Consider the following 26046-nt stretch of genomic DNA (forward strand, 5'->3'; position numbering starts at 1 on the left):
TGCCTCCTCTCATAACCGAGAGGGTCAGTTCTTCATTTCGTCAGGGGGTCAGTTTCTCAATTCGCCCGACACCTTTCTGTCGTTTTGGTTCATGGGCGTAGTATTCAAGCCACAATCTTTTGTGATCGAGTACTATACGAATGCCATCCTACTTGAGTTCGCGCTCGGCTGTTTGCTGGGGCTCTTATATCTGAAGTCACGGGCACTCGACCTGCCCCACGGAGCAACACTGAGTGTCCTCGCGATTGGGGTAGCCATTGCTGTGCTGATTGCCCAGGACTGGTACTTGGGCGTCGAGGTTACGCGCACCGGGGAAATCAGGCTCATGCGGCTTGGCCTACCAGCGACGGTCATCGTCGCCGGAGCGTTGATGCTTGAGCGTTCAAACCATCGGGCGTCGCATCGAGGCGCTCTCCTGCTGGGGTCTGCGAGCTACGCGACCTACCTAATCCATCCGCTGATTCTGCACGGCGTGTACTTTCTTTCGGCAAAAGTGCTTCCGGCTGGTTCCATTTTCTCAGCCACTTTTTATTTGTTCGCCGCATTTGCCGCTGTCTGCCTCTTCAGCGTTGGCCTGCATTTGTGGGTAGAGGCACCGCTCACCCGCTCTCTCAAGCAGCTGTCCCGCAGCCAGTCAGGCAGGAGAGGTATTCCAATGCCCAAAGGTGCGAGCGCTCGGTAGGACCTGTCAAGTCTTCCCGGCGATGCTACAAGACAGCCGTGCCGGTGCGGTCGGTCTCGCGCGTCATGCCAAGGTGCAGCGCGGCATCGACCTGTTCCGCGTCCTCAGAGACGCTCAGATTGTCCTGAAGGTGCTTCGGCGTGTGGGCGTAGCCTTTGGTTGTCTGGAGCGAGGTGTGCCCCCATCCATTCACCGTGAACTGCCCTCCCAACGGCGTCTAGCCCGTCCTATTCATGAGCCTTGTGGTTCGAGCGCCGCTGAGCCGTTCGGTCATGCAGGTGTGAGGCGTCTTTTTCACCGCAGCTGAGACTGGACTTTGGAACGCGCTGGAGGGTCAAGGTGTCGGGTTCGGCGGGGCTTTGATGCCCCGGCGCTCACGGTCCTGCGGGCTGCAGCGTGAGAGCGATTTGTCGGAACAGGTTGGCCTCGGGACAGGCGGCGGCGAAGGCCAGGCGGATTCGCGAGACGGTTTCGATGACGCGGGCGCCGAGCTTGAGGAGCCTGCGTGGCGAACTCGGCGTTGCTGAGATGATCGGTTGTGGGCACCGCCTCGCGCAGGGTGAGCATGAGCCAGTATGCGGCGGTGTGCAGGACGAGGCGCACCTGGTTGGCAATCGGTGAGCGACAGCTGGTGCGGTCGGAGGCAAGCTGGCTCTTGTGCATCTTGATCAGGTTTTCGGCCTGGCCGCGGGCGCAGTAGAGCACGTCGTAGACATGCGCGGCAGAGCCTTTGTCGAGATTGGTGACGACGAAGCGGATGTCGAGGCCGCGGGTGGTTGCCTCGATGCGGGCGCAGACGCGGCGTTGCGTCTTCCAGGATTTCGCCTTGTATCGGGTCTCGGCATAGCCGCGCAGCACCGGCTTTTGCTCGAGCGCGCGGCGGGTGCGGATATCGTCGGCGGCTTCATCAACGAGACGCTGGAGAACCGTGTTGCCGGGCAATCCGAAGAGGTAGTCGAGCGCATTGTTCTCGCACCAGGCCATGACCTCCGCCCGGCCATAGTGGCCGTCGCCGCGGACCAGGATGCGGGTGGCCGGCCAGCGGGCGCGGATGCGCCGGACAAGCCGGCGCAGATGCCCGCGGATCTCCTTGCCCGTCGGGGTCTTGCCAGGACGCAGGATCATGGCGACCGGACGTCCGGTCGCGGCGTCATAGATGTGGATCGGCAGGAAGCAGCGCTCGTCGTAATGGGCGTTGAAGAGCGAGAGCTGCTGATGGCCGTGAACGACATCAACCGTGTCGTCGATGTCGAGCGTCACGCTTTTGGGCGGCGCGGCATAGCTCGACAGCCACAGATCGACCAGCACCCAGCCGAGCCGGATGAGGGTGCGCAGGTCTGGCAGGTTCTCCAGGCGCGAGCAGGTCGGCTGCGAGCACAAATCAATCCCGCTGTCGGGCAGCCGCCCGCAGGCGAGCTTGAAGGCCGGGTCGGTGCGCAGTCGGTCGAGATCGTTGGCATCCTCGTAGCCGCATGCGATCGCAAAGATGCGGGCGCGCAGAATGTCGGCCATGGCGTGTGTCACCCGCTGTGGGTCGCGCGGATCGTGGATCGCAGCGGCCAACCTGTCGGCCAGTTGCAGGCGTCGCTCGGCCGCGGCCAAAAGCATGACGCCACCATCCGAGGTGATGCGTCCGCCGTCAAACGCAGCTGTGATCTTCTTGCGCCCAACGGCTGGAAATGAGAGCGGCAGCAACGTATCGTCGGTCATGGCGGGTGTGGCTCGCGAGACGTGGTGGCAGGGCTGGCTTAGACAACCGAATCCCTACGCCAAATCAATCGCTTAGGCTACATCCGCCAACCTCTCAAACGCTCCGTCGTGCATAAGAAGGCTAGAATGCGCAGTTAATGTGAGAGGCCGCTCTACGGCCTGCTACCGGTTCCATGGACACAGAGTTAAGAGTCCGTTTTGAAATTCACGGATGAGCGTTTCGGCGGATGAGATTGCCGCCCATTGCGACAAGGATCATGGCTTGCGAGGGCAGTAGCCCAAGCGCAATGCTACTATCGCTCAGAATGCGTCAACGTTCTGCAACACGTGAATGAGGTACTCGCCCAGTGGGTGAGAAGGCCAATATGCAGGCACCCGCCGGGCTTAGCGTTTCCGGTCAGATCAGTCCGCCATTTGCGGATAGTTTGCCGGATGGAAGCCCTTCTGGTCGTCGGATCGACGAATGATCTCGACCACGAAGTCGAGGGCAGCGCCTTGGTGCGGCCAGCCCAGGCGACGGGGCACAGCACCATGAAGCTCAACCATCGTAGGCCGCTGGTCTTCACAAAGTGCGCATGGCTGGAGCGGACGGGATCCCGGTAGATGCCACGGGCGGTGATCTTCGCACCCCAGCGTCGCTCAATGGTGTCGTCGACGCCGATCACCACCGGCCCGGCAGGCACGAGACGGTCGACAATCAGCCACAGAAGCCGACGAGCAATGGCGCGCCCGCTCCAGCGCGCGCGGTTCAGAACCTGATGGTAGCAGGTGAAGTTCGAGGCCTCCCGGCGGCCGGTGATGCGTAGCGCCGCCGTCACGGTCCGTTTGCCAGGCGCCAGCAACGCGCCCATCAGCAAGATTAGAACATGCTCCCAGACAGGAGCCGTGAAGAAGCGGCGGAAGGGCTGCAGCCATGTTCGCAGAATATCCGGAGCGCGGTCGCCGGCGGCGGTGATGTGTGAAGATGTCATCCGCCTTGTCGAATCCGTCAGCCGACAGCGCGCAACACCGTCGGGTGCGGCATTTCGATTCACCCCCACCCCTGCGACGGGCGAGGCACCGCACTATATGGTCGCGCCATGCCAGGCCAGGACGACATCATCGCTCGCATCGAACGCTTCAACGAAAGCCGGGGCGGCGGCGTGGTCGTCGAGCGCCGCAAAGGCGGTTACACGCTCTTGCTCGAGGAAACGGGCGCCCCTATCGCACGTCTCAAGCCCGTCGACCAAGGCGGTCGCATGCGCGTCCTGTACTGGTCCTATCGGGAGCGCTGGGATGATGTCGGGCCGTTCGGCGGCATCATCCTGCCCCTCGACAAAGCCCTCGAATTCGTCGCGCGCGAGCCTCTCTTCTGGAACTGGGCCTGAACGCGAAAAGCCGCAACGCCTGACCCCAATTTTGGGCAAAGTCGAGCTAAGGCTCAGAAGCGGCATGGATAGGCAATCCATCGTCCGGGATTGAACCGATAGTTTTGATTTTGATGCTCGAGCGCTCCCGCGCCAGTGAGTATATAGAGCCCCAAAATTCGGGGTCGCGCCGGTTCAGTCGCCGGATCTTTATGAGCGCATGATTTCTTCTGGCGCGGGAAGTGGATTAGGATAACCTGCTGACGGCGCGGCCGCCTTCAATAAGAAAAACTGTGCAGCCTATAAGCTTCGGCTCGACGACATCCGGTTCTCGATTTCCTTTAGGATGTTGGTTGCGCGTGCGATGCGGCTATACCTGGCCAGAAAGTCTGCCTTCGCCTGCTGACCGATCTCATCCCGAAGCGCCTTGTTTTCGCGCAGGCGCTGAAGAGCTTTGACCCAGTCGGACGGGTTGTCTGGCGACACCAGAACGCTGTTGACGCTATCCCTCAAAACTTCTCGGATAACTGACAGGTCGGAGGACACTATGGGTTTGCCATGCGCCATATATTCGAAGAGCTTGAGCGGCGACATTCCCTCAGCGATATTTCGACCGCCGCCCTGGCCCTCTACATCTCTAAGATAGGGCGCGAGTACAACGTCCATTTCGGCCAAGTAGGCACATGTCGCGGCGTGAGGAACGTAGCCGTGAAACACTGTGTTCGGGCATTTGGCCAGCTTCGATGTCCAATACTCTATATCGCCTGGTGTTCCCCCGACGATGTGAAATGTCGCCCAGCCGCATCGAGGCGCAATAGCGCTTATTATCTCCATGACTTTTCCCTTATACAGATGTCCGACATAACCAACCTTGAACGTGCCGCTGAGGCTGCATGGCTCGACATTCGGCAGAACAAGATCCGCGCCATTGGGCGCGATGAAAAATTTTGCCGCATATTGGGGAAAGAGGCAGATGCTGTCGTCCCGCAGACGTTGCGACGTGACGACCAGCATACGGAATGCCTCTAGGCCTATCAGTTTGGCAAGGCGCTGACGCTGACGTCTGCTCAAACTGCCAATCGGGTCGTGAAGCTCAAAAACGGTCGTGAAACCCGAAAAGTCCGGCAGAAACAAGCGCTACAGTAGCCGAGCGTGTAAAGACGACATGCGGCCGCAGCCAGACCGCTGCAAGAAGCGCCAACACAGCAAAAAAAGCTCCCGGCCGGGCACAGGCCAAAAGGGTACGGGGAGAACGCGGAATGGGAACTCGGTACCGAATCCGTATTCGCGCGCGATCTTCTTATAATGATCCCGTGTATTCATGGAGGCGCGTGGAAGCAATAGTAGGACCTCCGCTCCGGCAACCCGAAATGCATGGCACATCTTTGCGACTTGTACCGCATTGGCGGCCGGCGCCGGGACGTGCGCAGAATGTATTAGAGAAGCCGCATCCACAAAGCCTATCTTTCACGCGTCGCGGCTGGTCTGGTTCTTCGCCTCTGAGCCGCAAATTCGGAGACCGCGGCCCGGGCAGACGCACCCAAGTCGAACGACAAAAGCGCCCTCCGCCGTGGTGGCACCGTGAGTTGTGATAGTACCACTCTCCGGTTGCCTCACCAAAATCGAGCGCCCTTTTTCGCGAACTGGGGGCAGGCCCAGCGACAGCACACGCCGCCCTTCACGGACAGGTTCTGACCACAGCGTCATCAAAGCCCCAGCCAGCCAGCAATAATGTTGCGCTGTATCTCAGAAGTTCCGGAATAGAGTTTGCTGCCGATGGCATCACGCACGGCACGTTCGACGTCGAATTCGCTCAAGAAACCATAGCCGCCGAAGACCTGGACGACATCGAGCGTGGTGCGAACTAGCGATTCGCTCACAAAGAGCTTCGAAACGGCGGCGTCGAGTGATACGGACTGGGAGCGCTCAAGGCCCCACGCCGCCTTGTAGACGAGCAATCGGGCCGCCTCCACCTGCATCTTCATGTCGGCAATCTTATGGGCGACCGCCTGGTGCTTGGAGATGGCCTGGCCGGACTGACGTCGGGTGCGCGTATAGGCGACTGCCTTTTCCAGAAGCCGCTCCATGGTGCCCACATGACTGGCGAATAGGCACGCCCGCTCCCAGTCCATGCTATGAGCGAACAGCCTGGAGCCGCCGCCCACTCCACCGAGAACAGCGTCCTTCGAAACAAATACGTCCTCGAAGACAAGCTCCCCGATCGGAGACGTCCGCAGTCCCATTTTTTCGAACTTTTGCGCGACCAGATAGCCGGACAGCGCGCGGTCCACGAGGAAGCTCGTGATGCCGCCGAAATACCCCTTGGCGCGGTCAGTGACAGCAAAGACGACGGCAACATCTGCCACCGGCCCGTTGCTCACGAAGGTCTTCGTGCCGTTGATTAGAAAGCCGTCGCCATGAGGCTCCGCCCGGGTTTGCATCGCAAATGCATCGGAGCCCGACTCCGGTTCGCTCATCGCATTGGCTGCTATCAAAGTGCCATCACAGAGCCCCGGAAGATATCGATTCTTCTGCTCTTCAGTGCCGAACTTCCAAATCGGCACCACGCAGGCCAGAAGGTGGGCGCAGATCGAGAAGACCAAGCCGGAATCCTCGCAGCCATAGCCAAGCGCATCGATTGCAATGGCCGTGGACAGGGAATCGAGACCGGGTCCCCCGTAGGCCTGGGGGACTGGCAGGCCGGTCAGGCCCATCTGCGCGCAAGCCCCCCACAACTCGCGCTGGAATACCTGGTCTCGGTCGCGCTGCCTGACATCCTTATTGAGCTTATCTTGCGCGAAGCGAAGGATCTGGCCACGCAGGATACGCTGCTCCTCGTTCAGCGCGAAATCCACTACTCCATCCTCATCAGATGCTGGTAGTCGATTTTATCTGTCGATGTCTTGGGAAGTAACTGCTGATGCGAGAACCAGTCCGGGGCCATGTAGGCCGGCAAGTTGTGGGCGCAGAACCGCTTCAACTCGATGAGCGACAGCGCATGGCCGTCGCGCGAGGCATAGAACACCTTTATGGAGACGCCCGACTCCTCCGAGCGAGCGATCGCCGCCACCTCGGAGATCGCTGGATGGCGATAGAGCGCAGTCTCGATCTCGCCGAGTTCGATCCGATATCCCCGTCTCTTCACCATCCGGTCGCGTCGACCGCGGAAGGTGTAGACTCCGCCATCGCCTTCGATCACTACATCGCCGGTACGGTACCAGCGACCGCTTGAATCGACATGAAAAGCGGCGCTTGTTCGCTCAGGCATGTTCCAATAGCCCAGCATCACGGGAGCACCGCTGATTGCGAGCTCGCCTTCCTGGCCTCGCGGCACGTTGCGACCATTCGCATCGATCACGCGTGCCTTAACATGCGAGCAGGCGCGCCCGATCGGAAACGGTGCCGAGCGGTCTTCGGCGATCGTCTGCGGGATTTCGTAGTAGGTACAGACGTTGGTTTCGGTTGGGCCATAGAGATTCAGGTAGCGCGCGCGTGGGACCACAGCCTTTAGCCTGTGCAGATGCTTGACCGGAAAAACCTCGCCGGCAAATAGAATGCACCGAAGAGCGTGGTCGTCGCGAGCATCAAGGCTGCCGTGCTCGACCAGAAGCGTGAGTACGGAGGGCGTGGAATACCAGACGGTCAACCGCCGCTCGGCGATAACCGACGCCATCCGGGTCGGATTCTTGCCGAGCTCCTCACCGATGAGGAATACGGTCGCGCCGTGCTTCAGCGGTACGAAGATGTCGAGAATAGATAGGTCGAAGTGGAAAGGCGCATGAGAGGAGAAGCGGTCGTTCTCGTCAGGGGCGAGGATATCGGAACACCAGTCCACGTAGCTCGAGCCATTACGATGCGTCAGCATCACGCCCTTCGGCTGGCCGGTCGAGCCCGAAGTGTAAAGCACGTAAGCGAGGTTGTCCGGCCCCGGCCGCGCCGATTCGTCCTCCACCGCCAAGCCGCCGGCCTCTACGCGAGCCAGGTACGTCGCGAGCGGCGAGGGACCGTCGGACCAGTCGAGCGGTAAGAGACAAGGTTCCGCAGCCAAGCGCGCCAACTCACAGCGCAAAGTTTCGGCTCGGGACGCCTCCACGAAAATCGCGCGCACGCCGCAGTCGTTAAATATGAACGCGTTACGCGCAGGCGGTGCCAGAGAGTCGACAGGCACATAGGCCGCGCCCACCTTTAAGATGCCGAACAGAACAGCGAGCGAGGCGATCGATTTTGGAAGGCAAATGCCGACGCGGTCCGCCGGCCGGACGCCGATCCGACGCAGATGGTCGCGGACTTGGTCCGACAGCGCGTCGAGCTCGCCGTAGGTGATCTGCCGCCCAGAGCTCGCCTCGACAGCGGCGCATGTCTGGGGATACCGCCTCGCGCTCTGTTCCAGATACTCGTGTAAGGCAGCGACCGTCATGGCGAGCTCTATGTGGACGCCTGCTTCGACTGGACGAAATTGGCAATTTGGGCGATCGAGTTCAGGTTCTCCGGCACGAGTTCGTCAGGGGCGATTTCGATACCGCAGGATTTTTCCAGGTAGGCAACGAGCTTAAGCGTCGCCAACGAGTCGAGAATGCCGTCAGTTATCAGCTCCGTTGAATCCGTCAGATTCTCCGGCCTTTCACCGGGCAGAAATTCCTTCAATATGAAATCCTTGGCCATCGTCCTGATCTGGATCGCGTTCATTGTTCCTCCTCTTGTGGAGCAACCGCAAGGTTCAGGGGAATGAGATCCTGGTGTTGCCGCAGCACCTCGTAAAGCTTGTCGGCGATGAGCCGATGGCCGGCGGCGTTTGGGTGATCATCCCAAGGTGCCACAACAAGGGTCCGCCAGTCATACCCGTCATACACACCGGAAAGATCGAGAACGTTGAATCCAGCCCCGGCAGCGAGGCGCCTCTCCAGCTCGGGACTGATCTTCTCGTTGGGTCTGGGCAGATAGATCCAAAAGACCTCGACACCTTCTCGCTTCGCTGTTTCCATCATTCGAGAATAGATCGCATGCAGAAGTCTCTCCCCGTAGGGCGTGAGCTTTCTTTTAAGCACCTCGGAGTCAGCCCTGTGATCTATCCCGCTCTCGCGTACAATGTCGCGCACGAAGTCGTAGCGATATGCGGAGCCATTCTGGATTGCTTGCACGAGATTCTCTAGCATTCGTGGAACAAGCGCGCTGTGCTCGAAGTAAAAGATGAACTTTGGTTTGAATGCGAGCACCCGATCCTCGATTATGGCGAGCATGTCCAGAGAAGAATAACCCCCGACGGCAAAGTTCAGCACCTCGTAGTGTCGATACCCGCTGTCGGCCGCCTGCTCATTCAGCCGCCGCTCCAACAAGCCCTCGAAAATCTCCCCATCCGCGACGCCCGCGCCGAAGACGTGCGAAGCGCCGACGATTGCGATTCGTAGGGTGCCGGGAGAAGGAATCTTTTCGTAGTCTTGATCTCGCATACCCCAGCGGTTGATATGGACCTGCGTTCCCTTAAAGTCCGCTTGGGAGAGTGGACGCAGATAGGTCGTGGGAAGCGCTCCCGTGAACTCAATCAGCTCCGTCTCGCTTAAACTGTCCCATACGTTCCCTTGTTGGCCATAAACAATCCACAGTTCTGGGTTAAATGCGCCGACATTGACGAGGTTCTCGTAGTAGCCGCGCTCCAGGTTCGCACTATCGCGGGTATTTAGGTTCGGCATTCTAATGTCGGCCATTGCGGTACTGACCGTCTCGCCGAGGCGATCGCGAACCCCGGGGAGCGCGATGCAAACCGCGATCAATCCGCTGACACCGACCGACGCAACCGACCGCCGGAAACTGTACTGGCGGTCGGCGGCGCCACGCGCGAGCGCAAGGGCAGGAATGCCAATGATAGCTGCCACCGTGACCAGCACGAGGGCAGGCGTCGTGTTGCCAGGGCCTTCCACGCCCACGGTGTCGAAGACCGAGAACCATTGCGGGACCGAGCTCGCGCTCCAAAACGACCAAAGGAGCGAGATGAGGATGAAAACGCCGATGGTCCGGCCCGCAGTTTGCAGCGCACCGTTCCAGCTTAGTGCCCCGCCACGCAGGCGCCGCGTGCGACCGTGCCGCATTTCATAGTGGGCGTTGATCGTCACAAGCACGGCCAGGATCATCCAGAAGAGGAAGTCGTTCCAGGTGAATACCCAGGTGCCACGTAACCAGAACCACTGATAGTTGTGCAGCAGCCAAGTCGCGAGGAACGCGAGGAGGGTCGCGCTGACCAGCGCTACGCTCTCTCCCCAGCGTCGAAAACGAAAATACAACGGATAGTATACAATTTTCATTATGAAGTCCTTCCAGTATATATTTATTCGACGCCAGAAATCTGTGAAACTTGAGGAAAGAAAGTACAGATTGTGGGTTTCTGGAAGGTTGAATCCAAATAAATGCAAAATCCCGGTGATTATGTGAAAAGTTCCTGAAACCTTCAGATAAAGTAAAAATGGCCATATGATAAATTGCAAAAGCTCAATCTGGTTGTGTACGTCCGCAGCATCGATCACAAACCGCTGGTACACGATACGGTAGCATATTAAATGGATAGCGCCGCGAAACATCCACTGAACACCTGTTTGATAGATATAATGCCGGTCAGCATTGTAGTAGCTGCTGCGGAAAGTTCTAAAATCTACGACCGGAAAGAGCGGGAAGCACACGTTCGGCAACATGAAAAAATACGCGAGACGTTCCGAAACCGTCGCCATCCTCTGGTCACGCCGCATTTCGTACGCATAGACAATGAGACGGAACATGAACATGGAAGCGAGCACGGGCCAGACGGCGCGCGTCCACGGGGTCACAATCCAGTCCATTCGTGCGGCGGCGAGCCCGCAGCCGGCGCCAACCAACGCCAGCACTCTCCATCCAAAAGCGATCGGTAGGTGGACAATTCCGATCAGTACGAGCCCAATGGCGACGATCCAGGCGGCATCGATGAGGCCCTCAAATCTCCAGTGGTGCCAGTTGGGCCCAAGGTTCGCGAAAACCGCGGCGATAGCCGCGAACGAGAGCAGCACGAAAAACGGCAGCCGGTAACGCTGTGGCAGGAAGTAGTGCACGCACCAGCCGGCGAGGGCAACGAGTAGGACGCGGACAAGCGCAGTAGTCTCGAGCCTAAGGAGATAGACCAGCGCGATGAAGAGGGCCAGCTCGCCGGCTATGGCGAACCAAGCCAGGATGCTTCTCGACTCAGTCCCCGTAGGATCCGCCGACCAGGGAAGGGACAATGTCTTGATCGAATGCACGCTCGCGCGCCTCAACCGGCTGGCAGCGGAGGACATCGACAAGAAGTCGCTTTGGGGCACGAGTAAGATCCGCAATCTGCTGGTGAACCGCCCTCTGCCATGGCTTCTGTCCCCTTGATAGGCTAAGGCGCCCAGGTCCCTTAAAGCGTTGCCATGACTAGTCCTTTGGACCCAGTCCGATTCCGCGCAAACGCAAAAGTATTAGCACGTAACATATCACAGAATAATCGCTCCGCTGTGCCCGGGGTAACAGCGACACGTCTCTGAGACGTTTAAATCCAACAAGCTAAATCTGATCTGAGACGTTTAAATCCAACAAGCTAAATCTGATCTGACCGACTGGAAGCCGTTGGGATAACCCTCCTATGGACGGCACGTGCCACGACCCAAAAGGACAAGGGGTAATCCCAGGATTCGGGGTTCGTCTCCATACGGCACCCACCGAGGTGTGGCATGTCACCCCAATGCAGTAGCACCGATATCGGGACGCATGAGACCGAAAGTGCGGCTCGGCTTGGGAACGCAGCCACCGGATGGATTCGGCGCGATCGGTGCGGCGATATGAGAGCACAGGCTGCGGAAGGCAAGATTGACCAGGGGCATCGACTGCGTATCGCTCATGTCATCACCCGTCTCATCAACGGCGGTGCTGATGAGAATACCGTCCATTCCTGCAATTGGGCCGCGCAAGGAGGACATGATGTTGTCCTGCTGCATGGCGAGGCCGTCCACCCGGAAATTGTAGCTAAAGTGGACCCGCGGGTGGAACTCATTGGCGTCCCGGGCTTGACCCGATCCATTTCGCCTGTCTCCGACGTGAAGGCATTGTTGGCGCTCACCCGGAGATTCCGCACCTTGAATGCCGACATCGTGCATACGCACACCAGCAAGGCAGGCATTCTCGGGCGTCTCGCCGCATGGGCGGCGGGAGTTCCAGCGATCGTTCATGGCGTGCATATCGTGCCTTTTATCAATGTCGGCGTCGCCGAGCGGTTTGTGTATCTCGCCTTGGAAAAGCTGGCAGCGCCAGTCACCAGTGCGTTCATCAGCGTGAGCGAGGGCATCCGTGACTTGTGCTTGAGCGCAGGAGTCGGACATCCAGACAACCATTATGTCGTCCGTTCCGGATTCGATCTCGATCGTTTTCACAACGCCGGTCCGCCCGACGATTGGCGCGATTTGTTGCGCTTGACGCCGGGCGCGCCGCGCCCGCCTGTGCTCTTGATGATCGCGGCATTCGAGCCACGCAAGCGACACGCGGAATTTCTGGACGTTTTCAAGAAAGTCGCCGTCCGCTTACCCGACGCGGTGCTTGTGCTCGCGGGCGACGGGCCGCTTCACTCGATCGTCGAATCGCGCGCCAAGTGGCTTGGGCTCGAGCGCCAAGTGGTCTTTACGGGTTATCGGGACGACCCCGAGCGGCTGATCGCGCTCGCGGATCTCTGCCTGCTCTGTTCCATGCGGGAGGGATTGCCCCGCGTGGTCATGCAATATCTCGCCGGCGGCAAGCCATGCGTCGCTTGCGATCTGCCAGGTCTTCGCGAAGTGCTCCGCCCTGGTATCAACGGTGTGATTACACCCGCGGACGATTTGGCAGCCATGGCCGACGCCATTGCCGCCGTCCTGGAGGATCGTGAAAGACTGGCTTGCCTCGCCCAAGGGGCCGCGGCGACGGATCTTTCGAACTGGGACGTCAAGCTGATGGGCAAGCGCATCGATGCCATTTACCGCGAGGCTCTTGACCAGCATCGGGCAAGCAGGGGAGTGTCAACAAGGCCTCCTGTCCGAAATGTGACGCTTCCGCGATGAACGGGTGTGACCTATGCGTTTGACAGTGATCGGGCAGGTTGTCGGATTGGTTAGCGATGCATGCTTTACCGATTTCGGGTGCGTCGATCTGGACGATAAGAGGATCGATGCGCTGAAAGGTGGTGAGATGCCAACAAAGTCATCTTCTCTTGCACATGGGACGGGGGGTGGCCGCCAGTGGCTCCAGGAACGCTATCCGGCGGATTGATATGATTGTAACAGAAATTGTCTCTGCTCATCCGATGAAGCCCCCCCAAGCCGAAGCTCTTCCGAGCATACGTATTCTGCTCGTGCTCCCAACCTATTTTCCTGAGTCATATGGCGGTGCCGAACAACAGACGCGCCGATTTGCTCGGGTGCTGGTTGAAAGGGGCGTTTCCGCAACCATTATGGCACCCAGATTGTCGCACTCGACGCCGAAACGGTCCGTCATCGACGGGGTGCCTATCCAGCGCCTTCGTTTGCGCGCGGCGCCGAATTTAGGCGGGCGGCATATGCTGTCGTTCTTGTCGTGGTGTGTCCAGGTTGTAATCTGGATGCTGCGCCGTCGCGACGAATTCGATGTCGTACATATCATCCATGCCCGACTTCACGCTGTTCCGGCGGCATTGGCAGGAGCCCTCCTGCGCAAACCGGTTCTCGCAAAATTGGGCCGGGGCGGACGGTGTTTCGATCTCGACGTTGTACGCGAAAAGAAAATCATTGGTCGCTGGGCGTCCGCCTTGATTAAACGTCACGTCACGGCCTTCATCGCCAATAGCCGCCAAATCGCTGGTGATCTGAAGAGACATGGCATCGGCGCGGATCGCATTCATATGATTCCGAATGGGATCGATCTGCCCCGCAAGTCGCGCCGCGAGCCGAGCGCCGATGGCAGCCGACGCTTTATCTGCCTTGGCCGTCTCGATCCGGAAAAATGCCTCGAGCACATGATCGATGCGTTCGCGGCACTTCCCGCCGACGCAAAGGCGCAACTCACCATCCTGGGCGATGGTCAGTGCCGTGTCACTCTCGAGGAACAGGCTGCCCGGTTGGGCCTTTCCGGCAGGGTCACATTCGCCGGCGCGGTCGAAGATGTCTTTCCCTTTCTGTGGCGGGCTGATTTCTATCTTTCCACCTCGGCGTCGGAAGGCATGTCAAACGCCCTGCTCGAGGCCATGAGCTGCGGGGTGGTCCCGATTATCACCGATGTCAGCGGTGCATCCGACATTGTAGAGCACGAGCGCAGCGGCTTTTTGGCTCGCTCGCATGCGGAGTATTGCGGACTGTTTCTTCGCGCGCTCAACCTATCGGAAGCCGAACGTGATGAGATGGCGCGCCGCGCAGTACAAACTGTCGCTGCGCGATTCAGCATGGAAAGCGTCGCAACACGGCAAATGAGTCTCATCGCCACGCTTATGCAGAAAGCTTTGCGATGCGCCCGCTGAAGCTTGCTTGCGAGATATTGTGGCGGACTCTCACGGCTTATGTCCGCATTGCTTGCTTCGTTTTTTCTCGAACCTGCGGGTAAAAGATAATATGAGGCTCATCCTTCATATCGGCACGCATAAAACGGGAACCACGGCGCTACAGCATTTCCTTTCCGCAAACAGGAAAAGGCTGAACGACTCTGGCATATGCTACGCCTCGCCAGCCCATGAGTTTGATATCAACAGCATTGCCAATGCACTTTTGATAGATGGACAAGAGAAATTCCGACAGTTCATTCTTGAGAATTTGAGAAAGGCAGAGCGAAACGGAGCTACCACAATCATCGCAAGCTCCGAGAATTTTTATGCTATGGTGCGGTACCTGACGCGCTTTAAAGCTGAGAAAACGAGCGCGGAGGCCCTTGCAAAAGAGCGCAGTCTCATCGAGCGCCTGCGCGCCGCCATTCCGACCGAAGTAGAATGCCACATACTATGCTACGTACGAAGGCCAGATCATTATCTTGAATCTCTGTACAATCAAAATGTAAAGAAGGTGGCTCTGCTTACCAGCGATATTGGCGACTTTCTCCACATGATTGATGACATGCTGGACTATCATCTTTACCTATCCATTTGGCGCGATGTCTTTGGGAGCAGCGCCTGCTCGGTACGCGCTTACGAAGCGGCCCTGCCCAATCTGATCGACGATTTTGTGAGACATGTTCTCAATATTGAGGATATCTCGTCTTTCACTCGGCCGAATCTTCGTGCCAATGAGAGGCTAAGCCGAGATGTCCTGGAATATATGCGGCTTAGAAAGCAACATATTCGTTATTCCGAGCGCAAATTGGAGCGTGGGATATTTGCATTGGTAGACAAGAGAATAACAAGCCCCAACAACAATCACGAATATCTCTCGCCCGATGACAGAGCCGCGCTCCTTTCGAAGCTGGAACCCTCCATGGAGCGCCTACGAACGGAATTCAATCTGCCGCTCTTTCCGAGCTTCAACCTCGAAGCGGCTAGGGCGTTCTGGCATCCTTATCCGGGACTTTCGCTCGAAAAGAAGCGAGAGATCGACTTCCACTACGACGCCGTTCAACGCCAGGTCGGCTTCCGTCTGGAACGCCTTCTCATACGGGCGGCGTCGTTGGCGCGCAGGCGGCTGCCATTTCTCTCATGGCCTCTCGATTTTGCGCGCGCCAGCGGAATACGCCGATTGCTGCTGGAGGCGGCAAGCCGGTTTCAGTGAACCAGTGCTGCCTTTATGTCGCGATGCTTAGCTGGGGGGGTGCCTGTCCGTCGGCATAAAGACTTAGGTTAATGAAGCGATGACAGCAGGACGGCAACGGTGATTTGGGGCCTAAGCAATGAGTAATTTGAAGCTTGTCTATGCGCATCCCGTGCCTATTCCGGGCCAGGCGGCAAATACCGTGCAGGTCGTGAAGGCATGCAGCGCGTTTCAAGCAATCGGCTGCAGAACCGTTCTTGCAATTCCCCTTGATCGACCCGGCACGAACAAGTGGAGCGAAATCAGGAAGGCCTACAATCCAGAGCGGCGTGTTGGTTTGTGGTGCATACCATTCGACCATATTCCAGCCCAACAGCTTGTCTTTGGCGGTGCCGTGTCGTTGCTCGCATGGCTGACGGCGCGCGATGCCGTGATCACACGGTCGATCTCCATTGCCAGGGTTACGGCTGCAGCGGGCATGCCAACGGTGCTGGAGTTGCACAGCCCGGTTGAAGCCGAGCGCCAAGCTGTCATCAAGCGCTTCAACATGCTGGCGAAGTCGAAAAACCTTCTTTCGCTCGTCGTCATCAGCGAAGCGTTGAGGAAACACCTTGAAAGCCGGTGGCCCGAGCTGTCAGGTCGTATCCTGTCCACGCCGCTCGGCGGCGATCTCGTTACTGAGCCGGCGCAAGGCGCGATTCCGCTCTGCGGGGATTTCAATGTTGGATATGCGGGGCAACTCTATCCAGGAAAAGGAATGGAAGTCATACTTCCTCTTGCGCAAGCCTGCCCTTGGGCTACCTTTCATATCGTCGGTGGGGCACAGGATGACATCGACCAGTGGCGGGCTCGGGCAGAATCAGCGAGAAATATCATCTTTCACGGATATGTGCCGCATGCCCGGATCCCGTCCTTCCTTGCGGCTTTCGACGTGGCGCTCGCGCCCTATCAGCGGGTTGTACGAGGCGTCGGCAATAATGCTACGAACCTGGCCGACTGGATGTCGCCACTGAAGGCATTCGAATACATGGCGCATGGAAAAGCCATCCTCAGCAGCGATCTTCCGGTTTTGCGAGAAATATTCACCGGTGGCGAAACCGCACTTCTTTGCTCCCCGGATGATGTTACGGACTGGACTCGGGCGCTGACCCAATTGCGCGACAATACCGAGTTGCGGACGCGGCTTGGCGAGAATGCGAGACGGCGAATGCAGCGCGAATTCACCCGCGAGGCGTGGGCGAGAAAAATAGCCCACGATATTGGATCGCGTTTGCATGCACGGAAACGCCGCAGGCCAACTGGACAGTCTGGAGCAAGTCGATTTGGATCAAACAACTGAACATAGGGAGCTGACACGGAGCGCGGCCAGGGGCCTCTCGTGGTCTGGTGCCACATTGCTGGCCCAGACCATATTGAACATCTTTGTCACGGCTGTCCTTGCTCGCCTGCTTTCTCCTCAGGAATATGGTGTCGTTGGCGCCGCGCTTATCGTGGGGGCCTTCGGCAACACAATCGCCAATCTCGGCATGTCGCAAGTCGTGGTCCAGCGGAAGGATCTCGATAGGCGCCATATGGGAACCATCTCATTCCTGTCTCTGCTGATCGCCACCTGCCTTGCTGTGCTTCAGTGGCTGCTTGCAGGTCAGATCGCCGATTTCCTTCATGTGTCGGAATTGGTCCTCGTTTCGCGCATCCTTGCGGTGATGATGGTCGCGAACGCGTTCAATCTGACCGCCGAGGCCATTTTGTCGCGACACCTGAGATTCAAAATATCCTCCATAGCGAGGCTGGTCGCTTGGATTGCTTCCCACGTCGGCCTAGCCATTCCGCTTGCCTATTTCGGACTGAGCTATTGGGCCTTGGTGGTCGCGTACATGGCCGAGGCGCTCATCTTGGCCAGCATCTACCTCTTCATTGCCAGGGACTATCTCGTGAGTCCTCGTTTCGACATGCAGTCCTACCGCGATATCCGCAGCCAGAGCCTGGGCTATTCGCTGGCCGGTATATCGAGCTTCACCGCCAAATATATCGACAATGTTATTGTCGCGCGCTTGATCGGTACCGGAGAGCTTGGCATTTACTCGCGCGCGTTTTATCTGATCGCGATGCCGGCAAATCTGTTCGGCAATCTGAACAAGAGTGTGGTTTTCCCGCTCCTATCGAAGGTTCATCATGATAAGGCGAGGCTCCGCACCGCTCAGCTCAAGGGTTATGCGTTGACGGCGGCGCTTGCCCTACCGACTAGCGCGTTTTTATGCTGTTTTGCGAACGAGCTGGTCCTGACAGTCCTCGGTCAGAAATGGATCGACGCCGTCGCTCCTGTTGTCGCATTCTCTGCAGTAATTTATTTCCGTGTCGGTTACAAAGTATGCGCAGCCGTGATGCTTGCGACAGGCCGCAGTTACCGAATGGCCTCCATGCAAATCACTTACATGGCCCTTGTCGCTTCATTCGCATTCTTCTCGGCGCCCTACGGCGTGAACGCGGTGGCGTTTGCAGTGTCCGGCGCCATTGTGACGAGTTTTATCCTTTATGCGGCGGTCAGTTGTCGGATGACAGGATTATCAGCTCTGGATTTCGTACTCGTCCATGTACCGCCTGTCGCATTCGCCGCTGTGGTCTTCGCCACTGGCTCCGCGGTCAAAATGCTGCTTGCCGGATCGCCCGAGTATCTTGTGCTCGCGACCGGGCTTCTCGTTGTAGGTACATTGTCCGTTGTCACTCTCTATCTGAGAGCCTCACTCCTCTTCGGGAAATATGGGCGGGAAGTCCTGCAAAGCATAACACCCAGGAAGCTGAAATAGACGCTGCGCTGCGCTCGAAGGAGGATCGACTATGAACGCGACACCAAGCTCCCAACGAATGGAATGGACCGAGGGGGCAATTGATCAGTTCTTGTGCACCGAAGAACTTGGTTACCAAGCGATTGACCTGCCCTTTGGACGGCGTACACCAGGGGCTTCGCGGCTGGACTTGTGTGATATTGCGTTTGGACAGGACTTGGCCGGTAAAAGCGTTCTTGATGTCGGGTGCTATCTTGGCTACTTCAGCTTGATCGCCTGCGAGCGGGGAGCTGGACATGTGCGCGGCCTGGATATCGATCCAGAGCGGATCCGACAGGCAAAAATAATCGCGGATATCAAGGGCTATGCACCCGAATATCTGCAGGCTGACATTGAGCGAATTTCGGATGCGGATCCCTTCGATATCGTTCTGTGCCTCAATGTACTGCATCATCTGGCCGATCCGATCGGCAGTCTCCGTAAGTTGGTGCAGATTACGCGCCACTCGTTAATCGTCGAAGTTGCTGGCTTTGGCGGGCACGATGCGCGCAAGCTTAACATCACGCCTGCAGTGGGATGGGCTCTTAAGGGCCGGCCAGTGATTTATGTGTCAGAAGGACATGCGGTCACAAACGAGATAACTGCGAAGCAAAAGTACTTTTTTTCGCCCGAGGCTGTCACACAGATCCTGACAAACCACTTTGGCGTATTCTGCGAAGTGCAAACGTACCGCTCGGCCTTCAAGGATCGCACAATAATAAAGGCGACGCGCCGTCGTATCCGGCACCTGCTCATTGTGGCTGGACCAACCTCGTCCGGAAAGAGTACCTTCCTGGATCATTTGTCAGCGGGCGGGCTCCCTGACAATGTCACCGCCCTCCTCCCGAAAGGCGTTGAGCGGTGGCCGCAGGTTACAGCAAATCGTCTTGTGCGCCGGGACGAACTGGCTCTGGAAGAACCGGTTCTCGATGGGTTGGTGCTGCACTACGACATTCTACGCCCGAAGACTACCGGACTTGGCGCCTACCGGGGGGACCAAGCTCTCGATCTGATCACCTGTGCGGAGTCGCTTACCGTGATCACGCTGCGGCCAAGTAAGGATCGGTTGATAAAGCAGCTTGTGCAGGCAGAGATCCTCGAGCGTGAAAAGCCGGCCAAAAACTCCCGGAGAAGCCTCACTCATGCCATGGGTCGCAGGGTTTTGGAACGAGGTCCGGCTCTCGTCGGGGCCGCGCTCAGCATTCTGCCCGGCTTCCGCGGACGCCATGAAGCCGGGAAGGCGGCTTCTCGCTTGATGCAAGCGAGGCGATTGTCTCGAGATTACGGTGCGCCTCGTTGGCTCGACAGGTGGTATGATAGGTGGAGTGGATACGTCAATGCTGTCGCCCCGAGCGCCAACATAATCAACTACGATCCCTGGAACCGAGCACTGCTTGATTAAGGATTGAACACTCTGGGGCCGGATCCATCGTGTTTGCTTGCTCGCGATGGATCCCGCTTGATGGTTCTCCTCACCGAAAGAACGAAGATTGTAATCTAATCCAGAGCGGGCTGGTGGCTCGGCGGGATGCCGGCCCTGGTGAATGGGGTGAGGACGACCAGCCAATGGGCTTTCCTTACGGCCCGTTTTAACGTTGGTTCACAACGTTCGGGACCCTTATAGATGCGGATTGCTCGACCGATGGTTACGGCCGGGGAGTCGAATGAGGTACGGCTATAGCGGCGAGCGGATTCGGTCGATCTTCAGCATCTGGTACCGAACGCTGGGCCCGAGATCGGTCACCGAAAAATCGGAGCCGAGCACAATTTCGACGACCTCCAGGCTCGGATCGAGCATCCAGCCGTGCTTGTTCTCGCGCAATTCGAGCACGGCCTTGCGCCTCGAGATGCCGTTGTAGCCACGAACAAAGTTCTTCGAATGCGAGAGGTACGCGAGCGGCTTGGCGAGGCTCAGCTCGAGCAAGCCGACCCCGCCGATTGCCTTCTTCAGCGCGCTCAGCGCACCGAGGAGATCCGGAATCTCCGTTAGGACAGCGAAGCACATGACGACGTCGAACGGTCCGAGGTCGCCGAGCTCGGCGATGCCGCGCGTCTGGAACGAGATGTCGGCCTTCTCGTGTTGCGCGAGAGTCCGCGCCTGCACGATACGCTTCTCGAGAATATCGACTCCCACCACCTCGCGCGCACCGCGCTTCTTCGCCCAGAAGCAGTACGCGCCTGAGTTGCAACCGATGTCGATGACGCGCTTGCCCCGCACGTCTAAGTGCTTCTCGAGCAATGCGATGCGTGCGCGCGAGTCCACGCTTCCGCGAGTGGTGAGCCCGTTGGAGAGCTCGATGGTCTGGTACCACTCTTCGGCTTGAACCCAAGCGCGAAATTCTTCGTCGGTCATTGGCGTCACCTCACAATCCTCAGGCGCGAGAACAGGGCGCGCGTGCGCGGAGTGAGGACCGTAACGCGCGAGAGCGTCTCGTGGCCGAGCGCAAGCACGGCGGCCGCGCGATGGTGTCCGCCCATGAGGTGGACCGTGTCGTCGTCGTCGTGCAACACACCGAAAACTGGATCCGACGCCTCGGGCTGATACCCGCGATCCTTTACGCTCGCGAAAAACGCGAAGCGTTCGTCGACTCGCTGATCGATGGCGCGCTCGACAAGGTCTTGCTGAAAGACCGGCTGCTTCGCCGCGAGCACCATGCCGGCGCGTTGGTGCTCGACCACGACCTGGCGATACAGCGAGCCGTTGTGAAGGCCGCCCTTCGCCTTGGAAACGCCTTGGTACTTGCGAAACTGCTCGACGTACCATGCGCGAAACGCCGCCTTCGCACCGTCGACATCCCCAAAGGTGTAGCGGCGAAAGAACTCGTAGGGAGGGAAGCGCTCGATCGGTTGCCCGCCGTAGCCCTCCTGCAGGTGGACCTGCCGGCTGTCGTGGCGAAGCCACGCAATCGCCACATCACGCTGGAACGGACGCAGGGCTCCCACCTTGAAGAGGAGGCCGCGCAGCGTTGCTAGGGTGCCGCCCATGTGCCGAGTATCCGTCGCATTTTGCTCGGGCAGGTCAAACTCTCTGTCTGCGGCCGGCAACTAATAGAGCTGTAAGAGCGCCCGATGAACATCGCTATCGTCACTGCCCGTGCCGGCTCCAAGTCGATCATCGACAATAGCATTCTTCCGCTGCGCGGCAAGCCGATGGTGCATATATCCCATCCTCGCCGCCCGCGCCGCGATCTCGACTCCGTAACGGCGGTCTGGGAAGCGGCGAATGATCATCCGTATCGCGCTCTCCAGATCAATTCCGCCGGTTTGATCGAGGCGTTCGGCGGCGCTCGCAAGATTTAGACGGAGCGCCAGAGCTATCCCGAGGCCTACTACTGCGATCAGGGCGTGTGGCGTTTCGCAAGCACACCGTGCAGCGGGAGGCTCTGAAATCGTCATGTGTCGAAGCCCTCAAAGACTTCGAACATTGTCCCTCAGGCCCGCCCCCGAAGGTGTCTCCAGAAGACCGCTTACGTTTGAACGAACGGGTCAGAAGTTGTCGGCTCCATAGCCGAACAATTCCGCGGTCTGCCTGTGCCTGTCCAAAGCCGCTGTCGCGCTGAACGATCGAGGCGGGCAACCGCTCGGGTGTTGACGTCTGGTGCTATGTGATCGGCTGTTTCATCCAATTTTATACGCAGCTTTTCGCCAGTTGCGGCATCTGCGTTCGCCACGCGCCCCGTCCCAAATGATTTAACCTTGAACCGGATCTTTCCGTCCTCCGCTGCCGCTGTGCCGAGCGCTTCGTAAAGGCTTGTGACAAAGGCCTCCGGTGATCGGACCAAGTCCTCGAATCGAAGCAATAGCGCATCACGGTTTCCCCGAAGCTTTAAACATCAGGCTAGTACCATCTGATCGCGCGCGCCTCGCTGAGACCGCTGCGGATCAGCCCTTCGCACATCGGCAGCAGATGCCGCGTAAGCACAAGGTTCCGCGCTTCCGCAAAGCCGCGCGCAATCGCGTCGTCGAATGCGATGTAGTAATCCATCACCTTTAAAACGACGTACCGTGCTTGGGACTTTTCGTTGCGCTCCCCGGGGCGGACGGTCTCGGCAGTCGCTGCGCGCATATGACGCCAAAAGACGGGAACAGATGCCCAGTTGACGGCCCCGCCAATATGGCACGCAGCCTTGCGCAGCTTGTAGAAGCGTCCGAACACTCCCTCATGCCATTCGCGGTATGGCATCAACACATCCGGCGAGCTGCCGATGATATTCCAGACAATGTTTGACCCACCTCGGCCAAAGCAATTCAATAGAAGCGCATTGGGCGGAAGAGCTTTGCCCGGCCTGGTGGGAGGCGAAGCACCGATCCTGTCAGCGGTCTGCATCTGCTTTCTCCGTTATCGCATCAGGCGCGACCCACTTCCCTGGCTGTCGTTGAAAGGCTAAACTGGAACCTATGATATGCTGCGGAGCTTGTGAGGAGAAGCGCGATAGTAAGTAACGGGTGTCCATGCGGAGTCTCATCCCGAAACCAGCAATTATTGGCACACGACAATGACCAACCGCATTTCTCGCCGGGATCTGGCGCGGGCCGCATGCGCCGCCCTTGTGCTGGCGGCATCCGGTCGCCCAGGACGGGATGCTCGCGCCGCCGGTTCGGCGCAAGGCTCGCAGCCGAAAGCTCACTCCTGGCATCCTGGTCTGTTCCCGGAAATGATTGTGAAATCTTGGTTTCAGGAAGATCTGGCCGAAGGCGAAGTCTCCTCTTGGCAATCCGGCGGCGTGAAGCCGGTGGCTGCGGTGCAAGCCGAGCCCTCTCTGCGCCCGACAAAGCTTCCGAATAGCGGCGGCGTCCTCTTCAAGAAGGACACGAAACAGGCGTTGACCTGGCCCGTCGATAAGGATGCCCCCTATCTCCACCGGTGGTGGCTCGTGATCGCCCGGTGCAATTCGGCAGTCAACGCCGATGCGAATAACGTTTCCGTTCTTTGCGTCAATGGAGCGGAGGGTGGCTCGGTGCATCGCCAACCGCGGGTCTGTTTCAGGCCTTCGGCAGGCGCATTCGTTTCGCAGATCGATGACGGTAAGATTAAGAGCGAGGAAGGGCAATGCTCGACGGATTTTGGCGACTGGAATGTCATGGTCGGGTACCGCCGCGGATTCGTGATGCAGGCCGTATTGAATGGGGTCAAGACGGCCGGCCAGACGATTTATGCATTGGGACCCAACCGGATGAAATCGCAGAGCTTCATGGGCGATGTGAACAATCCGATGAGGGCCGATGTCGCGATCGACTGCGTCATCATCGGACAAAGCGAACTGAATGACTCGCAGATCGATAAGCTGATGGGATGGGGCATGTGGCGCGTCGGCCGGCAATCCGCCCTGCCCGACGATCATCCTTATCGCCAGAGCCCTCCCTCAGCCGTGGATGCGAACGACAATCCCGCGCGCTATGCCTTCGATACGCAGGCCTGGGCAAGCTGGGCGGCGGTTGGTAAAAGGACGAACCAAGCCCATCGCGGTCAGGCGGCGCCCGACATCGGCGGCTATACGACGGTGTTCTTCGACGATTTCGAAACCAACACCATTGTCGACGATCTGACAGGCGCACAGAGCAGCGGCTGGTTCGCGCCGACGCACCTCACCAATATCGGCGGGGATGCCAAGGCACAGCGGATTTCCAAGACGCCGTCTTCATACATTCACGATGCGGACAGCCACACACTGTCGCTCCGTCTCGTCCACAACAAGGTTTGGAGGACCGGCGCGTTTTCGTCGGTCAACAACAACGGCCAAGGTCGGTGGTGGGGAAAAGGCATCTTCGAGATCCGCGCCAAGTTCCCGAAGCTTTCCGCGCCGCGTCCGGGCTTCTTTCCTGCCTTCTGGGCCTATGGCAAGGAGCACCTGTTTTGGCGGACGCGGAATCGTCTGGAAACTGACTTTTGGGAATATGGGGGGAAGGACGGGACGTGGATCAATATCAGCCAGCATGTGCATAAGCCGGCGCTTGCCTATCTCGATCCCCAAATCGCCGCCGCCGACGTTCGCCGGAAGATCGCCGGCTACCCGATCGACCAAGCAAACGGCTTCCCCAACGCCATAGACATATATGACGGCGAGTTTCATACGTGGTACGCGCAGATCGAAGATGATTACACATTCTTCGTGATTGATGGCTATGAAGTGGCACGTTGTGCGACCACGCCGGAGCTTGCCGCGCAAAAATACATCATGGTCAATTTGGGCTTTCGATCCGGCAAGGGCGGAATTTTGCCGGATCCATCCGAAACTTACGACATGGTCATAGACTATATTCGGGTCCGCCAGAAGGAGTCGGACCTTGCCAAGGTGCCTGCGGGCTTCGGGCAATTGCCTGAGCTTTCCGGCTCTGCCTCCATCGGAAGCACGCTGAGCGTACAACCGAATGTGCCGGCGTCGCTTCTCGAGTACCTTTGGTATCGTGACGGAATTCCCATCATCGGCGAAACTGGTGCAAAATACAAGATCAATGCAAGTGATGCTGGGCACAGGATCCGGTGCCAGGTGCGTGCGCTCTCTTTGCTTGATCAGCCGGAAGCCTGGACAGCCGAAGCGGACCTCATAGAGGGGTAATCGTGCAAATGAGCTTTCGCGGCTTGGATATGGTATCATCTGCCCGAGCAAAAAAGGACAGGCGGCAACGTCACCTCTTAGTTGCTTTCGCCCCGGGAGAAACATATGAACCCCTTCAGCTATGACCGCTTGACGGTGAATAGCCCCAACCCGGTTGCACGGCTTGCGCAGCGAAGCCGGCATGAGAGGGGTATCCGACTTGTGAAGCAACATCTCACTCCAAGCAGCGCTATCCTCGAGTTCGGATCAAACAAAGGCGACTTTCTTAACACGCTGGCCAGCCGGGGCTGGAAAGGACCGCTTTACGGCTATGATCCCTATGTGACGCCAAAAGCCCCATCGTTCACGCCGGTAGGGAGCCTGGGAGAGATACCTGATGAGGTACTAGACGCGGTGCTTGCCTTTGAAACCCTCGAGCATGTCGACGACCACGTATTAGAGGAGTTCATCTCGTTCTGTGAGCGCTCTCTTCGGGCTGGTGGAGTTCTGATCATCTCCGTGCCCATTATGGTTGGGCCTATTCTCTTGCTCAAGTACCCCAACGCCGTTTTCATAAACAAGTCGCGATGGCGATACAGCGCCTGGGAGCTATTCCGTGCGGCAATTCTGTGGCAACAGGTCCCACGGAGCAAGTCCGGCGCCTATCTCGATCACAAGGGGTTTGACTACAGGGTGCTTCGGCAGAGGCTCGCCCGCCGCTTCGCCCCGATCTCGATCGGATATTCTCCATTTCCGGGCTTGGGCCCGGTCCTAAACTCTCAGGCTTTTATGTGCTTCCGGCGATAAGTACGAGCGATCGTATCTGACGTGAGATTGAACCACCGCCACGGATATGTCCCTTGCTTTTCTCAAAGAGTTTCTGCGCACTGAATTCTGCGCACTGAATGGAGTGCACTGAGTCCTGCGCGGACCCATCCCCCTTGATGTCCCGCCGGAATTCAGCGCATTGCCGGTCTTCTCGGGCGAGGCTTCACCAGTCCAAGAGCTGACTGTCGTATCGAACGTGATTGCGTCGCAATAGAGTGTCTCTGGTATCGCGACGGCGTTCCGATCGTGGACGAAACCGGCACAAGCTATGAGCTCAGTTCGCGGGATACCGGGCATAAGATTCGCTGCCATCTCTGTGCTCAACCAGCCAGAAGCCTGGACACCGGAGAGCGAGACCGTCGGCTAGGCCGCATCGACCGCACGCCGTCGGGATGCGTCACCATTCTCGTCGGACTG

The 26046-nt window shown here is 58.4% G+C and carries 22 protein-coding genes and 1 pseudogene; 11 read left to right on the plus strand and 12 right to left on the minus strand.

What is annotated here, in order from left to right; genetic code table 11:
* The first annotated feature begins 34 nt into the window (after positions 1 to 34).
* Complete coding sequence (locus NKH42_RS23040) at positions 35 to 682, plus strand: acyltransferase family protein (protein WP_352974477.1); 648 nt, start codon at positions 35 to 37, stop codon at positions 680 to 682.
* Between the two features lie 25 nt (positions 683 to 707).
* On the opposite strand, the gene NKH42_RS23045 is transcribed toward NKH42_RS23040, so the two are convergent.
* From NKH42_RS23045 to NKH42_RS23055, 3 genes and pseudogenes are all read right to left on the minus strand, one after another.
* Positions 708 to 875, minus strand: a complete 168-nt coding sequence (locus NKH42_RS23045; protein ID WP_352507946.1) for a hypothetical protein — start codon at positions 873 to 875, stop codon at positions 708 to 710.
* A 181-nt stretch (positions 876 to 1056) separates the two neighbouring features.
* Positions 1057 to 2392, minus strand: a pseudogene (locus tag NKH42_RS23050) (IS1380 family transposase).
* Positions 2393 to 2685: 293 nt separating this feature from the next.
* The gene (locus tag NKH42_RS23055) at positions 2686 to 3363 is read right to left on the minus strand and encodes a transposase (RefSeq protein WP_352755199.1); all 678 of its coding nucleotides are present in this window, start codon (positions 3361 to 3363) and stop codon (positions 2686 to 2688) included.
* A gap of 108 nt (positions 3364 to 3471) precedes the next feature.
* On the opposite strand from NKH42_RS23055, the gene NKH42_RS23060 reads away from it, so the two are divergent.
* The gene (locus NKH42_RS23060) at positions 3472 to 3759 is read left to right on the plus strand and encodes a hypothetical protein (protein WP_352507948.1); all 288 of its coding nucleotides are present in this window, start codon (positions 3472 to 3474) and stop codon (positions 3757 to 3759) included.
* A 279-nt stretch (positions 3760 to 4038) separates the two neighbouring features.
* Here the strand turns inward: NKH42_RS23060 and NKH42_RS23065 are convergent, their stop codons facing one another.
* The 6 genes from NKH42_RS23065 to NKH42_RS23090 form a co-directional block, all read right to left on the minus strand.
* On the minus strand, positions 4039 to 4752 hold the full coding sequence (locus tag NKH42_RS23065; protein ID WP_352755201.1) for a glycosyltransferase family 4 protein: 714 nt from the start codon (positions 4750 to 4752) through the stop codon (positions 4039 to 4041).
* Between the two features lie 692 nt (positions 4753 to 5444).
* A complete protein-coding gene (locus NKH42_RS23070) occupies positions 5445 to 6593 on the minus strand; it encodes an acyl-CoA dehydrogenase family protein (protein WP_352507950.1) in 1149 nt (382 codons plus the stop codon).
* Entirely contained in the window at positions 6593 to 8155 is a 1563-nt protein-coding gene (locus tag NKH42_RS23075) for an amino acid adenylation domain-containing protein (RefSeq protein ID WP_352974461.1), read from the minus strand. The genes NKH42_RS23070 and NKH42_RS23075 overlap by 1 nt, the downstream gene beginning before the upstream one ends.
* 8 nt (positions 8156 to 8163) lie before the next feature.
* The gene (locus NKH42_RS23080) at positions 8164 to 8424 is read right to left on the minus strand and encodes an acyl carrier protein (protein ID WP_029356091.1); all 261 of its coding nucleotides are present in this window, start codon (positions 8422 to 8424) and stop codon (positions 8164 to 8166) included.
* Entirely contained in the window at positions 8421 to 10994 is a 2574-nt protein-coding gene (locus tag NKH42_RS23085; protein WP_352974464.1) for an SGNH/GDSL hydrolase family protein, read from the minus strand. Before NKH42_RS23085 ends, NKH42_RS23080 begins: the two co-directional genes overlap by 4 nt.
* A 456-nt stretch (positions 10995 to 11450) precedes the next feature.
* Entirely contained in the window at positions 11451 to 11711 is a 261-nt protein-coding gene (locus NKH42_RS23090) for a hypothetical protein (RefSeq protein WP_352508012.1), read from the minus strand.
* On the opposite strand from NKH42_RS23090, the gene NKH42_RS23095 reads away from it, so the two are divergent.
* The 6 genes from NKH42_RS23095 (at position 11631) to NKH42_RS23120 (ending at position 19667) form a co-directional block, all read left to right on the plus strand.
* Positions 11631 to 12803: a glycosyltransferase gene (locus NKH42_RS23095; RefSeq protein WP_352508009.1), complete on the plus strand. Its 1173-nt coding sequence runs from the start codon at positions 11631 to 11633 to the stop codon at positions 12801 to 12803. The two genes, NKH42_RS23090 and NKH42_RS23095, sit on opposite strands and share 81 nt — an antisense overlap.
* Before the next feature lie 209 nt (positions 12804 to 13012).
* A complete protein-coding gene (locus NKH42_RS23100) occupies positions 13013 to 14230 on the plus strand; it encodes a glycosyltransferase (RefSeq protein WP_352507953.1) in 1218 nt (405 codons plus the stop codon).
* Positions 14231 to 14321: 91 nt separating this feature from the next.
* Positions 14322 to 15464, plus strand: a complete 1143-nt coding sequence (locus NKH42_RS23105; protein ID WP_352691504.1) for a hypothetical protein — start codon at positions 14322 to 14324, stop codon at positions 15462 to 15464.
* Between the two features lie 118 nt (positions 15465 to 15582).
* A complete protein-coding gene (locus NKH42_RS23110) occupies positions 15583 to 16782 on the plus strand; it encodes a glycosyltransferase (protein WP_352755209.1) in 1200 nt (399 codons plus the stop codon).
* A complete protein-coding gene (locus tag NKH42_RS23115) occupies positions 16718 to 18247 on the plus strand; it encodes a lipopolysaccharide biosynthesis protein (protein WP_352507956.1) in 1530 nt (509 codons plus the stop codon). The genes NKH42_RS23110 and NKH42_RS23115 overlap by 65 nt, the downstream gene beginning before the upstream one ends.
* 31 nt (positions 18248 to 18278) lie before the next feature.
* Entirely contained in the window at positions 18279 to 19667 is a 1389-nt protein-coding gene (locus tag NKH42_RS23120) for a class I SAM-dependent methyltransferase (protein WP_352507957.1), read from the plus strand.
* 273 nt (positions 19668 to 19940) lie between these two features.
* Here the strand turns inward: NKH42_RS23120 and NKH42_RS23125 are convergent, their stop codons facing one another.
* Positions 19941 to 20618: a class I SAM-dependent methyltransferase gene (locus NKH42_RS23125; protein ID WP_352507958.1), complete on the minus strand. Its 678-nt coding sequence runs from the start codon at positions 20616 to 20618 to the stop codon at positions 19941 to 19943.
* 5 nt (positions 20619 to 20623) lie between these two features.
* Positions 20624 to 21250 (minus strand): hypothetical protein, encoded by a 627-nt coding sequence (locus NKH42_RS23130; protein ID WP_352507959.1) that lies wholly within the window; start codon positions 21248 to 21250, stop codon positions 20624 to 20626.
* A gap of 84 nt (positions 21251 to 21334) precedes the next feature.
* On the opposite strand from NKH42_RS23130, the gene NKH42_RS23135 reads away from it, so the two are divergent.
* The gene (locus NKH42_RS23135) at positions 21335 to 21565 is read left to right on the plus strand and encodes a hypothetical protein (RefSeq protein ID WP_352507960.1); all 231 of its coding nucleotides are present in this window, start codon (positions 21335 to 21337) and stop codon (positions 21563 to 21565) included.
* A 538-nt stretch (positions 21566 to 22103) separates the two neighbouring features.
* Here NKH42_RS23135 and NKH42_RS23140 read toward each other — a convergent pair.
* Positions 22104 to 22592 (minus strand): hypothetical protein, encoded by a 489-nt coding sequence (locus NKH42_RS23140; protein WP_352507962.1) that lies wholly within the window; start codon positions 22590 to 22592, stop codon positions 22104 to 22106.
* A 169-nt stretch (positions 22593 to 22761) separates the two neighbouring features.
* Here NKH42_RS23140 and NKH42_RS23145 point away from each other — a divergent pair, with 169 nt between their 5' ends.
* Both NKH42_RS23145 and NKH42_RS23150 read left to right on the plus strand, forming a co-directional pair.
* The gene (locus tag NKH42_RS23145) at positions 22762 to 24822 is read left to right on the plus strand and encodes a hypothetical protein (RefSeq protein WP_352507963.1); all 2061 of its coding nucleotides are present in this window, start codon (positions 22762 to 22764) and stop codon (positions 24820 to 24822) included.
* Between the two features lie 105 nt (positions 24823 to 24927).
* A complete protein-coding gene (locus NKH42_RS23150) occupies positions 24928 to 25608 on the plus strand; it encodes a class I SAM-dependent methyltransferase (RefSeq protein WP_352507964.1) in 681 nt (226 codons plus the stop codon).
* Positions 25609 to 26046 lie beyond the last annotated feature (438 nt).

The organism is Mesorhizobium sp. M1142 (assembly GCF_040318565.1).
GTDB lineage: Bacteria > Pseudomonadota > Alphaproteobacteria > Rhizobiales > Rhizobiaceae > Mesorhizobium.

Coding starts and splice junctions, on each gene's coding strand:
- NKH42_RS23145 (WP_352507963.1), top strand. CDS start 22,762: ATGACCAACCGCATTTCTCGCCGGGATCTGGCGCGGGCCGCATGCGCC.
- NKH42_RS23115 (WP_352507956.1), top strand. CDS start 16,718: ATGCACGGAAACGCCGCAGGCCAACTGGACAGTCTGGAGCAAGTCGAT.
- NKH42_RS23105 (WP_352691504.1), top strand. CDS start 14,322: ATGAGGCTCATCCTTCATATCGGCACGCATAAAACGGGAACCACGGCG.
- NKH42_RS23150 (WP_352507964.1), top strand. CDS start 24,928: ATGAACCCCTTCAGCTATGACCGCTTGACGGTGAATAGCCCCAACCCG.
- NKH42_RS23075 (WP_352974461.1), bottom strand. CDS start 8,155: ATGACGGTCGCTGCCTTACACGAGTATCTGGAACAGAGCGCGAGGCGG.
- NKH42_RS23090 (WP_352508012.1), bottom strand. CDS start 11,711: ATGCAGCAGGACAACATCATGTCCTCCTTGCGCGGCCCAATTGCAGGA.
- NKH42_RS23130 (WP_352507959.1), bottom strand. CDS start 21,250: ATGGGCGGCACCCTAGCAACGCTGCGCGGCCTCCTCTTCAAGGTGGGA.
- NKH42_RS23055 (WP_352755199.1), bottom strand. CDS start 3,363: ATGACATCTTCACACATCACCGCCGCCGGCGACCGCGCTCCGGATATT.
- NKH42_RS23065 (WP_352755201.1), bottom strand. CDS start 4,752: ATGCTGGTCGTCACGTCGCAACGTCTGCGGGACGACAGCATCTGCCTC.
- NKH42_RS23125 (WP_352507958.1), bottom strand. CDS start 20,618: ATGACCGACGAAGAATTTCGCGCTTGGGTTCAAGCCGAAGAGTGGTAC.
- NKH42_RS23120 (WP_352507957.1), top strand. CDS start 18,279: ATGAACGCGACACCAAGCTCCCAACGAATGGAATGGACCGAGGGGGCA.
- NKH42_RS23100 (WP_352507953.1), top strand. CDS start 13,013: ATGATTGTAACAGAAATTGTCTCTGCTCATCCGATGAAGCCCCCCCAA.
- NKH42_RS23140 (WP_352507962.1), bottom strand. CDS start 22,592: ATGCAGACCGCTGACAGGATCGGTGCTTCGCCTCCCACCAGGCCGGGC.
- NKH42_RS23135 (WP_352507960.1), top strand. CDS start 21,335: ATGAACATCGCTATCGTCACTGCCCGTGCCGGCTCCAAGTCGATCATC.
- NKH42_RS23110 (WP_352755209.1), top strand. CDS start 15,583: ATGAGTAATTTGAAGCTTGTCTATGCGCATCCCGTGCCTATTCCGGGC.
- NKH42_RS23060 (WP_352507948.1), top strand. CDS start 3,472: ATGCCAGGCCAGGACGACATCATCGCTCGCATCGAACGCTTCAACGAA.
- NKH42_RS23080 (WP_029356091.1), bottom strand. CDS start 8,424: ATGAACGCGATCCAGATCAGGACGATGGCCAAGGATTTCATATTGAAG.